Source organism: Streptomyces sp. NPDC048734 (genome assembly GCF_043198675.1).
GTDB lineage: Bacteria > Actinomycetota > Actinomycetes > Streptomycetales > Streptomycetaceae > Streptomyces.
Window position 1 is genome coordinate 25,310 of the sequence record NZ_JBICUZ010000002.1, and the last position, 12,290, is coordinate 37,599.

General features: G+C 73.2%; 11 protein-coding genes. 6 read left to right on the forward strand and 5 right to left on the reverse strand.

Annotated elements, in window-relative coordinates; all coding sequences use genetic code 11:
• Window positions 1–21: 21 nt before the first annotated feature.
• Window positions 22–354 (reverse strand): ATP/GTP-binding protein, encoded by a 333-nt coding sequence (locus ACGFQC_RS05340; RefSeq protein ID WP_363091046.1) that lies wholly within the window; start codon window positions 352–354, stop codon window positions 22–24.
• Between the two features lie 230 nt (window positions 355–584).
• Here ACGFQC_RS05340 and ACGFQC_RS05345 point away from each other — a divergent pair, with 230 nt between their 5' ends.
• Complete coding sequence (locus tag ACGFQC_RS05345) at window positions 585–1,613, forward strand: LLM class flavin-dependent oxidoreductase (RefSeq protein WP_363090935.1); 1,029 nt, start codon at window positions 585–587, stop codon at window positions 1,611–1,613.
• A 71-nt stretch (window positions 1,614–1,684) separates the two neighbouring features.
• Here ACGFQC_RS05345 and ACGFQC_RS05350 read toward each other — a convergent pair whose 3' ends face one another.
• Window positions 1,685–2,077 carry an SCO5389 family protein gene (locus ACGFQC_RS05350; RefSeq protein WP_363090936.1) on the reverse strand — a complete coding sequence of 131 codons (393 nt, stop codon included), beginning with the start codon at window positions 2,075–2,077 and terminating at the stop codon, window positions 1,685–1,687.
• Between the two features lie 308 nt (window positions 2,078–2,385).
• Here ACGFQC_RS05350 and nucS point away from each other — a divergent pair, with 308 nt between their 5' ends.
• A complete protein-coding gene (gene nucS, locus ACGFQC_RS05355; RefSeq protein ID WP_363090937.1) occupies window positions 2,386–3,057 on the forward strand; it encodes an endonuclease NucS in 672 nt (223 codons plus the stop codon).
• A gap of 64 nt (window positions 3,058–3,121) precedes the next feature.
• On the opposite strand, the gene ACGFQC_RS05360 is transcribed toward nucS, so the two are convergent.
• Window positions 3,122–5,686 carry an ATP-binding protein gene (locus ACGFQC_RS05360; RefSeq protein ID WP_363090938.1) on the reverse strand — a complete coding sequence of 855 codons (2,565 nt, stop codon included), beginning with the start codon at window positions 5,684–5,686 and terminating at the stop codon, window positions 3,122–3,124.
• A gap of 243 nt (window positions 5,687–5,929) precedes the next feature.
• Window positions 5,930–6,253, reverse strand: a complete 324-nt coding sequence (locus tag ACGFQC_RS05365; RefSeq protein ID WP_086770578.1) for an STAS domain-containing protein — start codon at window positions 6,251–6,253, stop codon at window positions 5,930–5,932.
• Window positions 6,254–6,703: 450 nt separating this feature from the next.
• Between ACGFQC_RS05365 and ACGFQC_RS05370 the strand changes: the two genes are divergently transcribed.
• Window positions 6,704–7,276, forward strand: coding sequence for a cob(I)yrinic acid a,c-diamide adenosyltransferase (locus tag ACGFQC_RS05370; RefSeq protein ID WP_363090939.1), 573 nt, complete (start codon window positions 6,704–6,706; stop codon window positions 7,274–7,276).
• A gap of 7 nt (window positions 7,277–7,283) precedes the next feature.
• Here ACGFQC_RS05370 and ACGFQC_RS05375 read toward each other — a convergent pair whose 3' ends face one another.
• Window positions 7,284–7,889, reverse strand: a complete 606-nt coding sequence (locus ACGFQC_RS05375; RefSeq protein WP_363090940.1) for a hypothetical protein — start codon at window positions 7,887–7,889, stop codon at window positions 7,284–7,286.
• A 152-nt stretch (window positions 7,890–8,041) separates the two neighbouring features.
• Here ACGFQC_RS05375 and ACGFQC_RS05380 point away from each other — a divergent pair, with 152 nt between their 5' ends.
• From ACGFQC_RS05380 to ACGFQC_RS05390, 3 genes are all read left to right on the forward strand, one after another.
• Window positions 8,042–9,217, forward strand: a complete 1,176-nt coding sequence (locus ACGFQC_RS05380; protein ID WP_363090941.1) for a histidine kinase — start codon at window positions 8,042–8,044, stop codon at window positions 9,215–9,217.
• A 106-nt stretch (window positions 9,218–9,323) separates the two neighbouring features.
• Entirely contained in the window at window positions 9,324–9,965 is a 642-nt protein-coding gene (locus ACGFQC_RS05385) for a response regulator transcription factor (protein ID WP_363090942.1), read from the forward strand.
• 160 nt (window positions 9,966–10,125) lie between these two features.
• Window positions 10,126–11,946, forward strand: coding sequence for a glycoside hydrolase family 18 chitinase (locus ACGFQC_RS05390; protein WP_363090943.1), 1,821 nt, complete (start codon window positions 10,126–10,128; stop codon window positions 11,944–11,946).
• Window positions 11,947–12,290: the final 344 nt, after the last annotated feature.

Genomic DNA, 12,290 nt, shown 5'->3' on the forward strand with positions numbered 1-12,290 from the left:
GCCCGATCCGGACGAAAGACCCTAGAACCTCGGCGCGTTACGGGACCGCCGCACCCCGGGGGTGCGGCGGTCCCGTGCGTTCCAGCACGCCTTGTGCCAGTGCCGGCGCTCGTCGACCCCCGAGTGCTCGGGCCACGCGACGACGTGCGGCACGCCGCCGGGGATCAGCTGGTCGCAGCCGGGACAGCGGTAGGTCTTGCCCTGCGCGCTCGCGCCCGCCACGTGCCGCACGTTCCACTCCTCGCCGGCCCAGCTGACGCCGGACTGCCAGCCGCCGTACCGGCTCGCGCGGTCGTCCTCGGCGCTCCGGCCGGACGAGTCGTCACCCTTGGGGCGGTTGCGGCGCGGGGACAAGGGACACCTCACGGGGCTGTACAGGGTGCAGGGTTGCCGACCAGCCTACGCGGAGCCGTCCTGGGTACCCGGGCGAACCGGTGCCGGCGGGCCCGCCGCCGGGCCCGCCGGACGGCGCATTCTCCGGACAATCCGCAAATCTCCCCGCCGGACCGTGACCTCGGCACGTGTCGGGCGGTTATGCCGGGTGGGGGAGCTCCGTGTCGGAGCCGAGGAAGCAGGAAAGTCCCATGCGTGTTGGAAGTTTCGTGTTGGCGGCCCAGTTCCCGGGGCAGGGCCAGGGGGAGGCGTTGCACCGCGCCGTCCGGTCCGCGGAGGTCGCCGAGGAGTCGGGGCTGGACTCGGTCTGGCTGGCCGAGCACCACTTCGTGCCGTACGGTACCTGCCCGTCCGCGGTCACCCTGGCGGCCCTGCTGCTCGGCCGCACCCGGCGCCTGCGGGTGGGTACGGCGGTGAGCGTGCTGCCCACCGTGCACCCCGTCGCCCTGGGCGAGCAGGCCGCGCTGCTCCACCTGACGAGCGGCGGCCGCTTCTCGCTGGGCGTGGGGCGCGGCGGCCCCTGGGTCGACCTGGAGGTGTTCGGCTCGGGCCTGGAGGCGTACGAGTCGGGGTTCCCGGAATCACTGGACCTGCTGGTGCGCTGGCTGCGCGAACCGTCCGTGGGGGCGGACGGCGAGCGTTTCCGTTTCCGTGAGGTCCCCGTCGTACCGCGGCCCTCGGAAGCCCTGACGGACGTGCCGGGCCCGGAGGTGGTCGTCGCCTGCACCTCCCCGGCGAGCGTGCGGCTGGCCGCCGAGCGGGGCCTGCCGATGCTGCTGGGCATGCACGTCGGGGACGAGGAGAAGGCGGAGATGGTCGCCCTGTGGCGGCAGCACGCGCGGGCGGCCGGCCGGCCGGCCGCGGAGATCCGGGGCGCCGGCCACGTCTCGGCGGGCGTCTGCCAGATCGCGGACCGCCGCACCGACGCCGTGGAGACGCTGGTGAAGGCGATGCCGGGCTGGCTGAAGCAGGGCCTCGACGCCCATGTGACGGTGGACGACCGGGCCCGCGGCATGCGGGACCCGGTGGCGTACACCGAACTCCTCTGCGGGCTGCACCCGGTGGGCACCCCGCGGCTGTGCGTCGATCGCCTCGCGGCGACCAGTGAGCGAACCGGCATCTCGCGCTTCGCCCTGCTCGTCGAGGGCTCCGGCGACCTCGCGGCCACGGAGGAGAACGTACGGCGGCTGGGCTCGGAGGTCCTCCCCCACCTCCGGTGAGCTGCCCCGCCGCCGGGAAGCCTGCCGCTCCGTGCTGATTCCTCCCCGGTCGGGAGCGGCAAGCGAGAGCTTCAGCAGTCCCGGAACTCCGGGGACTGGTTGAGGACCTGGCTGCGGACCGACGTGAAGCGGGACAGCGACTCGTCGACCGACGTGTCCAACGGGAACACCGCCACCCGGTGGCAGTTCTGGAAGGCGAGCCGGACACCGAAGTGCCGCTGCAGGGCGCCGCGTATCGCGTCACTCGCCAGCGCTCGCAGCAGCTGCCCGCGTGCCTTCTCGTCCGGCGGGGGCGTCTGGTTGTCGGCGAACTGGCCGCCGTCCACCTTCAGCTGGGCCACCAGGGAACTGATCATCTCCCATGCGTAGGGCAGGGAGGTCCGGACGCAGTCGACGAATTCCGCTTCGTCGACCTCGCCTCGCTCGGCCTGTTCGAGTAGGGCCGGTGAGACGTCGAGCGACATGGATACTCCTCTCGCACCCCCGAGGCGCAGGGGTTGCCGGACAGATGGAGGGAGTTCGCCGCGCACAGACACCGAGCACGCTGCGTACACGCGCCGCGACCTCCCGTTCCCTACGGTAGGCAACGGACCGTGACCGCACCAGGAGAACGGGCACATAGGGGGCCACGGCGGGGCGCAGTATCGGCCACTGTCGAACGTGTGTTTTCCAGGTGAAATCGTGCGGCTGCCGGGGCCGTCGTGAGGGGTGGGGAGGGGAGACAGATGGGCGAATCGCGTGGCGTGCGGGGTGTCGAGTAGCGTTGCCGACCATGCGCCTCGTCATCGCCCGGTGCTCCGTGGACTACGCGGGCCGGCTCACCGCCCATCTCCCCTCCGCCCCCCGTCTGATCCTGGTGAAAGCGGACGGCAGCGTCTCGATCCACGCGGACGACCGGGCCTACAAGCCCCTCAACTGGATGTCGCCGCCCTGCACGCTGAAGGAGGGCACGGACGCGGAGGACGGCGTCTGGACCGTCGTCAACAAAGCGGGCGAGAAGCTCATCATCACGATGGAGGAGGTCCTGCACGACTCCTCGCACGAACTCGGCGTCGATCCCGGCCTGATCAAGGACGGCGTGGAAGCACACCTTCAGGAACTCCTCGCCGACCGCATCGAGATCCTGGGCGAGGGCTACACGCTGATCCGCCGCGAGTACATGACGGCCATCGGCCCGGTCGACATCCTCTGCCGCGACGCCGAGGGCCGGACCGTCGCGGTCGAGATCAAGCGGCGCGGCGAGATCGACGGCGTCGAGCAACTCACGCGCTATCTGGAGCTGTTGAACCGCGATCCCCATCTGGCGCCGGTGCGGGGCGTCTTCGCCGCGCAGGAGATCAAGCCGCAGGCCCGGGTGCTGGCCACGGACCGCGGCATCGGCTGCCAGGTCCTCGACTACGACGCCATGCGCGGCATCGAGGACGACAAGCTCCGACTGTTCTGAGGCGGGCGTACGACAAAAGGGGGCGGGTCCTTGCGGGACCCGCCCCCTCGGTTTTGTCGCGGGGTCAGATCATGGGGTCCGACGGGCTCGACCCGGCGGTGGTGCCGGCCGAGTCGGCGGGGGTGCCGGAGGCGGAACCACTGGCCGAGGTCGACGTCGACGGGTCGGTGCTGGCCGAGGGGGACGGGCCATCGGTCTCGGTCGGCGGCGTCGAGGACGGAGTCGTCGCGGGAGTGGAGGGGGACGTCGAGGGCGAGGTCGGCGGCGGGGTGGACGAAGGCCTCGAGGTCGAACTCGACGACGAGGACGGCTGCGGCGAGCCGGAGGGTTCGCCGCCGCCCTGCGAGCTGCTCGCCGACGGCGACGGCTCCGCCGTTGCCGTGGGCGTCGGGTCGTCCGATGTCCCCATCGTCCCGTCCGGTCCCGGATCCGTGGGCGCACCGGCGGCCTCCCCGGTGCCACCGGTGCCCGTGTCGGTGCCGGGGGTGTCGCCGCCGGGGTCGTCGTCGCCGAGGCTCGCGCCGGCGGTGGGGTTGACGCGCCCGGTGTCGGAGGGGGCGTTCGGGTCGGTGCCGGAGGTGGCGCCGAGGGTCACCACCGTGCCGAGGACGGCGACGAGCAGGGCGCCCGCTCCGGCCGCGACGAGGTTGCGCTTGGCCAGGCCCCGCAGGCCGCCCCGGCCGCGGTGGGCCGGGGGCGCGACGGCGGTCCGGCCGGTGACGACGGTGGGGCCGGTGGGCGGCGTCGGCGGGAGGACCGCGGTGATGCCGCGGGGCGGGGACAGCGGCTCCTCGCGGCGGGCGTCGGGTATCTCCTCGCCCGGCGTGGCCACGAGCAGGCCGGGTATGTCGCCCGAGCGGTCGGCGACCAGGGCGAGGGCGCGGCGGCCGGCCGTGGTGCCCCGCTTGTCGGCGAGGGAGCCGCGCAGCCCGATGGAGGCCTCCAGCTCGGAGCGGGCCCGGTCGAGCTGTCCGGTGCACAGGGCGAGGACGCCCAGTTCGTGGTGGAAGTAGGCCCGGTCGGCGGTCTCCCCCGCGAGGCGGGCCGCTTCGGCACCCTCGTGCAGGGCCTGCTCCCAGGCGCCCCAGTGGAGTCCGGCGGCGAAGGCGGGCGCCGCGGTACGGGCCAGCTCGACCGCGGTGGCCCGCTCGTCCTCGGCGGCCCGCTCGTCCTCGGCGGGCCGCTCGGTCGCCGGGACGGTCGCGGCCAGGGCGGCGAGCACGGCGTCGGCCTCCGCGCACACCCGCGCCGGGGTGACCGAGGGGTGTCCGGCCCACCAGGCGTAGTGCCGGGCGGCGGTGTGGGCGCGGGCGGTGACGTCGTCGGCGTATCCGGCGGCCTCCAGCTGGGCCTGCACGCCGGCGGCGAGACGGTAGCGGGCGCCGACCGGGGTGACGAGCCCGCAGGCGATCAGTTCCCCGAGGGCGGCGTCGGCGTGGGTGTCGCCGACCAGGGCGGGCAGATGGGCCTGGTGCGGGACCTCGCCGCCGAGGGCGACGGCGAGACGCAGGGCGGCGCGGGCGGAGGCGCTGAGCCGGGCGGCGAGCAGCGGGGCGGGCGCGGCGGCCTCGCCCAGCGAGGGCAGGGGTGTCTCCTCGGCCTCGCCGGGCGGGGTGTCGGCGGGGACGGGCGCGGTGAACGGCCGGGCGTCCTCGAAGACGCCGAACTCGTCGACCGCGGCGGTGTCGGCCCGCAGCCGGTCGCGCTGCCGCAGCAGGGCGCCGGCCTGGACGAACCGCAGCGGCAGGCCCTCGGACTCGAACCAGAGGTCGCCGGCCCAGTTGGCCTCCTCCTCGGTGAGGACGCGACCGACGGCCCGTTCGATCACCTCGACGCCGCCCGCGCGGTCGAGGCCGCTCAGGGCGACCTCCGCGACGGCCGAGTCGGCGGTGGGCGGCGGGGTGTCGGGGGTGGCGCCGAACAGGAAGGCGCACTCGGGGGTGGCCTCCAGCAGCCCGTCGAGGTCGGCGCCGCCGAACTCCAGGTCGTCGACCACGACGACCGCGCCGATCTCGCCCACGAGGGCGCGGAGTTCCTCGTCGTCGAGGCGGCGCAGCGGGGCGTCGTAGACGGTGTGGAAGAGGTCGTGGAGGAGGTCGGCGGTGGTGCGGCGGTAACCGGTGAGGCGGACCACGCCGTCGGGCGCGAGGTCCTCGCAGTCCTCGGCGACGAGGTCGAGCAGGCTGGTGCGGCCGGAGCCGACGGGGCCGGTGAGACGGACGGAACGGCCGCGGGCCAGCAGCCGGACGAGCTGTTCGCGCTCCTCCTGGCGGCCGAGGAGGGGATGTTCGGGCTGGGCGGGTCCGGCGGGAGCGGGCGGCCGGGCCGCCTCGTCGACCTCGGCGCGCTCCTCGGGGGTGCGCTTGGCGGGGCGTCCGGGCCGTCCGGTGGGCGGGGCGAGTTCGATCTCGCTGCCGTCGACCGGATTGACGGTGAGGAGGTGCTCGCCGGCGACGAGTCGCACGGTGCGGGCGAGCGCCGGCGCGTGCTGTCCGAAATCGGGTGTGAGGGGGTCCTTGGAGGGACGCGGGCGCGGCGCGTGGCCTCCCCCGGTCTCGAACGCGCTCGACCGCGAGGGGCCCCCGCCGTCGCGGCCGTACTCCTCGGGTCCGCGGTGTGTCGGGTCCATAGGTAAGCCCCCCAAGAGCGTGGTGTGGAGACAGCCCCTCCCGGCCTCGCTGCACACTGCGCTGTCGCTTCTGGTCCGGTGCCCGCTCGAGGGCTGCGGGCGCGGGCAGACGAACCGTAAACCTTCGCACAGTATCCACGACAGCCCGGGGTGCCGTGCCGTCCGAGACGTCACGGTCCGGTGAGGATTGCGCGCGTCGTACATGTGAGGTTTGCGCGCCTCGGGTACCCACCGGGGACGGCCTCACACGCGCGGGAGGGACTCCACTCCGATGCCGCCCTCGATGGCGAGGATCCGGTGCAGTCGGGTGGCCACCAGGAGGCGCTGCATCTGGGGCGGTACGTCCCGCAGCACCAGGCGCCGGCCGCAGCGGCCCGCACGGCGGTGGGCGCCCATGATGACGCCGAGTCCGGTGGCGTCCCAGGAGTCGAGTTCGGACAGGTCGAGCACCAGGTCGCCGACGCCGTCGTCGACCGCCGTGTGCAGGACCGTACGGGCGTCCGCCGCGCTGCGGACGTCGAGGCGGCCCCCGACGGCCAGCTCGACGTGGTCGCCCCTGATGTGCATAGCGCTCCCCTTAAGCGTGCGTCTCGTGCTCCGCGGTGGTGAATGTCCGGTGTTGCATCGTCTGACTGCGCCAAGCGGTCAGAGGTTGCCGTCTGTGAGCGAACCGATACCGAATTCACCCGCAGGGGTGAGGCCCATGGGGCCCGTGCGGTTTCAGCGCTTCCGGAAAGCCCTGCCCGCTCTGGCGTCCGATGTCACCGGCGTCAACCATCCGGCGCATTGCGCGCCGACGGAGCGAACTCCCCTCCGCATGGCTCTCGGCCGGACACTAGCGGGCGCGAGGCGCTGTGTGACCGGTTAGTAACGCGTTTCACGTCTCAGGGCGTGAGACACCGGTCACGTCCTCAATTCCTGCCGGATTCGCGCCGATTGACCCCCCTCCCGGACGGCCTCCGGCGGTCGTGACGGACGGCACGCCGCACGGTGCCGGGGACGGTCTAGATTGGCGGCATGGTCAATCTGACGCGCATCTACACCAGGACCGGCGACCAGGGCACCACCGCCCTCGGCGACATGAGCCGGGTCGCCAAGACCGACCTGCGCATCTCGGCGTACGCGGACGCGAACGAGGCGAACGCGGTCATCGGTACGGCGATCGCGCTGGGCGGGCTCGACGAGGCGGTCGTCGCGGTCCTCACCCGCGTGCAGAACGACCTGTTCGACGTGGGCGCGGACCTGTCGACGCCGGTGGTGGAGAACCCGGAGTTCCCGCCGCTGCGGGTCGAGCAGTTCTACGTCGACCGGCTGGAGGCCGACTGTGACCGTTTCAACGCGGAGTTGGAGAAGTTGCGGTCCTTCATCCTCCCCGGCGGCACGCCCGGCGCGGCCCTGCTGCACCAGGCGTGCACGGTGGTCCGCCGCGCCGAGCGCTCGACCTGGGCCGCGCTGGAGGCGCACGGCGAGGTGATGAACCCCCTGACGGCGACCTACCTCAACCGCCTGTCGGACCTGCTGTTCATTCTGGCGCGGTCGGCGAACAAGGCCGCGGGCGACGTCCTGTGGGTCCCCGGCGGGGAGCGCTGAGGGTCCGCTAGCGGTCGCCGGCGGAGGTGTGCGCCGGCCGGTCCTTCGCGGACCCGTCCCCCTCCGCCTGCGCGTGGCCGCCGGCCGGGGCCCTGCGGGGCCAGACCGTGTAGGACAGGGCGATCAGTCCGTAGATGCCGACCACCCGTACGGTCGTCCACTGGAACGCGCGCAGCGAGCTGACGTCGCCGGAGTCGCCGACGTACCGGACGGCGCACTCGAGCAGGGCCAGGGCGACGGCTCCGCCGAACACGGCCCGCAGCCACAGCTTGGCCTCGTGGAGGGCGCGGGCGCGGCCGTAGCGGGGCGGGCGGGGCGGCGGGCCGCCGGCGAGGCGGTGGGCGGCATGGCCGTCGAGCCAGCGGATCGTGTAGTGGCCGAAGGCGACGGTGTAGCCGATGTAGAGCGCCGCGAGGCCGTGTTCCCAGCCGGGTTCGGCGCCGTTGCGCAGGTCGATCGCCGTGACGGCGAACAGGACCAGTTCCAGCACCGGCTCGCACAGCAGCAGCACCACGCTCGTGCGCCGCAGGCCGAACAGGTAGCGGGCGGCCAGTCCCAGGGCCAGCAGCACCCAGAAGCCGATCTCACAGGCGGCGATCAACCAGACGATCACGGTTCGCTCCTCTCGCTCACCCCCTCAGGCTCCCGCGCGGAGCGGCCCGGTTCGTCGTCGCCGGTGACGAACCTGCGGTACATCGAAAGATGCAGTGCGGAACCGTTCCCGGGCACAAGGCGGCGGACGCGCGGGCCGTGTTGGATGGGGCCATGGCCGTCCGACTCCCCCGCCCGCACCGGTTCGACGTGGCCGCCGCCGTCGGCGGACTGCTCGGCGGGGTGCTGCTGTGGGGCATCGGCCTGGGCGTCCGGCCGGCCGACGAGCCGATCGTGCTGTTCGACGGCCGCTGGCCCGTCCTGCTGCCGCTCCTGGTGATGGCGGGCTGCGAGCTGCTGCGCCGGGCCGCCCCGCGCACCGCGCTGCTGACCGGCACGGCCGCCCTGGCCCTGGACACGGTCACCCAGGGCAGCGTCGTCACGCTGATCATGTTCACCGACCTCGTGTACGCGGCCGTGCTGTACGGCACGCCCGCCGCGGCCCGGCGCGTCCCGCGGGTCACCGGGCTGCTGACGGCGGCGGCGACGGTGGTGCCGTTCGCTCTCTGGCGGGTCCCCGAGGCGCTGCTGATCGGGGTGGGCGTCGGGGTGGTGTCCTTCGCGCCCGCCTCCACCGGTCTGATCGTCCGCAACCACCGCGACGCCGCCCTGGCCGCCCGGCTGCGCGCCGAACAGACCGCGCTGCTCGCCGAGATGGACCGCGCCCAGGCGGTGACCGCGGAACGCGCCCGGATGGCCCGCGAACTGCACGACATGGTCGCCAACCACCTGTCGGCGATCGCCATCCACTCCACGGCCGCGCTCTCCCTGGACGACCCGGACACCTCGCGGCAGGCGCTGTCGGTGATCCGGGAGAACAGCGTGGACGGCCTGGCCGAGATGCGGCGGCTGATCGGGATCCTGCGGGACGGCAGCGGGGACCGCGAACCGGCCGCCGCCCCCACCCTCGACGGGCTGGGCGACCTGGTGGAGGGCGCCCGCGCCAACGGGCTGGACGTCACCCTGCGCGCCGACCACGGCACGGTGCCCACGCCGGTCGAACTGGCCGCCTACCGCATCGTCCAGGAGTCCCTGACCAACGCCCTCAAGCACGCCTCAGCGGGCCCGGTCGCCGTCACGCTCGCCCGGCGGGACGGAGTGCTCGACGTGCGGGTGACCAGCCCGTACGGCCACCGGGACGGCCCTCGCGCCCCCGGCTCCGGGGCCGGCCTGGTCGGGATGCGGGAGCGGGCCACGCTGCTGGGCGGCACCTTCACGGCCGGCCCCGAGGACACGTCGTGGACCGTCCGCGCCTCGCTGCCGATCACCGAGGGGGACCCTGCCGAGTGACCCGCGCACCCGAGCCCGTCGCCGTCCTGCACGTCCTGCACGTCCTCCACGTCCTCCACGTCACCGCCGTCACCGCCGTCACCGCCGTCACCGAAGGAGTCACCGCATGATCCGCGTCCTCGTCGCCGAGGACCAGTCCGCCGTCCGCGCCGGTCTGGTCCTCATCCTGCGCAGCGCCCCCGACGTGGAGGTGGTCGGCGAGGCGGCCGACGGGGAACAGGCGGTTTCGCTGGCCCGGGAGCTGCGGCCGGACGTGGTGCTGATGGACGTGCAGATGCCGCGGCTGGACGGGGTGTCGGCGACCCGGAAGGTGGTCGAGGAGGGGCTCGCGGACGTGCTGGTGCTGACCACCTTCGACCTCGACGCGTACGTGTTCGGGGCGTTGCGGGCGGGCGCGGCCGGGTTCCTGCTGAAGAACACCGAGGCGCGGGACCTGATCGAGGCGGTCCGCACCGTCGCGCGCGGCGAGGGCGTCGTGGCGCCCGCCGTGACACGGCGCCTCATCGCGGAGTTCGCCGCGAGCCCGGCGCCGGGTCCGAAGACCGATCCGGCGGTGCTGGACTCACTGACCCGGCGCGAACGGGAGGTACTGGCCTGCCTCGGTGAGGGACTGTCCAACGCGGGCATCGCGGAGCGTCTGGACATGGCCGAGGCGACGGTGAAGACGCACGTCAGCCGCCTGCTGGGCAAGCTGGAACTGCGCAGCCGGGTGCAAGCGGCCGTACTGGCCCAGGAGTTGGGGATCTAGAACCGGACCGGAACCGAACCGGAACCGGACCGGAACCGGGCGCCGCAAAGTGGTCCAGACCTATTGACCCGTGGTCCAGACCTTTCTATTCTCGCGGCACCGTGGGTGTGAAGGCTCAGTCACACCCCCCACCCCCGCTCTTTCACAGAGGAGGCGCTGCATGCGCTTCGGACACAGAGCCGTGGCAGGTCTCGCGACCCTGCTGCTCCCCCTGGCCGGTCTGGTCGGCCTCGCGAGCCCGGCCCAGGCCGCGACATCCGCGACCGCCACCTACGCCAAGCCCTCCGACTGGGGCACCGGCTTCGAGGGCAAGTGGACGGTGAAGAACACCGGCACCACGGCCATCAGCTCCTGGACCGTCGAGTGGGACTTCCCCTCCGGCACGTCCGTCACCTCCGCCTGGGACGCCGACGTCACCTCCGCCGGCACCCACTGGACCGCCAAGAACAAGTCCTGGAACGGCTCCCTCGCCCCCGGCGCCTCCGTCTCCTTCGGCTTCAACGGTGCCGGCACCGGCTCCCCGTCCAACTGCAGGCTCAACGGCGGCAGCTGCGACGGCACCTCGGTCCCCGGTGACGCGGCCCCCTCCGCGCCGGGCACCCCCACCGCCTCCGACGTCACCGACACCTCGGTGAAACTGGCCTGGAGCGCGGCCACCGACGACAAGGGCGTCAAGAACTACGACGTCCTGCGCGACGGCGCCAAGGTCGCCACGGTGACGACGACCTCGTACACCGACACCGCCCTGACCGCCGGCACCGACTACTCCTACACCGTCCAGGCCCGTGACACCGCCGACCAGAGCGGCCCGGTCAGCGGCGCCCGCGCCGTGCGCACCACCGGCGGCACCACCGAACCCCCGCCCACCGGCGGCAAGGTCAAGCTCGGCTACTTCACCGAGTGGGGCGTCTACGGCCGCAACTACCACGTCAAGAACCTGGTGACCTCCGGCTCCGCCGCGAAGATCACCCACATCAACTACGCGTTCGGCAACGTCAAGAACGGGCAGTGCACCGTCGACGACACCTACGCCGCCTACGACAAGGCCTACACCGCCGACCAGTCCGTCAGCGGCACCGCCGACACCTGGGACCAGCCGCTGCGCGGCAACTTCAACCAGCTCCGCCAGCTCAAGGCGAAGTACCCGCACATCAAGGTGCTGTACTCCTTCGGCGGCTGGACCTACTCCGGCGGCTTCGGCCAGGCCGCGGCCAACGCGACCGCCTTCGCCAAGTCCTGCAAGGCCGTCGTGGAGGACCCGCGCTGGGCCGACGTCTTCGACGGCATCGACATCGACTGGGAGTACCCGAACGCCTGCGGCCTGACCTGTGACACCAGCGGACCGGCCGCCTTCAGGACCCTCTCGCAGGCCCTGCGCGCCGAGTTCGGCCCGGACTACCTGGTCACCGCGGCCATCACCGCCGACGGCTCCTCCGGCGGCAAGATCGACGCGGCCGACTACGGCGGCGCCGCCCAGTACCTCGACTGGTACAACGTGATGACGTACGACTACTTCGGCGCCTTCGACAAGGACGGCCCGACCGCCCCGCACTCCCCGCTCACCTCGTACGCCGGGATCCCGGCCGCGGGCTTCAACTCCGCCGACGCCATCGCCAAGCTGAAGGCGAAGGGCGTCCCGTCCGCCAAGCTGCTGCTCGGCATCGGCTTCTACGGCCGCGGCTGGACCGGCGTCACCCAGGCCGCCCCCGGCGGCACGGCGACCGGAGCGGCCCCCGGCACCTACGAGGCGGGCATCGAGGACTACAAGGTCCTCAAGACGTCCTGCCCCGTCACCGGCACCATCGCCGGCACGGCCTACGCGCACTGCGGCACCAACTGGTGGTCCTACGACACCCCGTCGACGATCGCCGGAAAGATGACCTGGGCCAAGAACCAGGGCCTGGGCGGCGCCTTCTTCTGGGAGTTCAGCGGCGACACCGCGAACGGTGAGCTGGTGAGCGCCATCCACAGCGGCCTGTAGGAAGCACCGCTTCCCCTCTCCCCGCAACCGGCACCGCGGGCGGGCCCCAGGGCCCGCCCGCGGTGTTCTCGTGCGCCCCGCACGTCCCCTCCACGCGCCCTCACGGGTCCACGCACCCCATGGGAGAGGCGCGGCTACGCGACGTTCACCCTCCCCCAACAGCTCCGCTGCCGGGGGCACCCCCACCCAGCGGGCCCCTGAACGCCGCTCTACGCGACGTTCACCCTCCCCCAACAGCTCCGCTGCCGGGGGCACCCCCACCCAGCGGGCCCCTGAACGCCGCTCTACGCGACGTTCACCCTCCCCCAACAGCTCCGCTGCCGGGGGCACCCCCACCCAGCAGG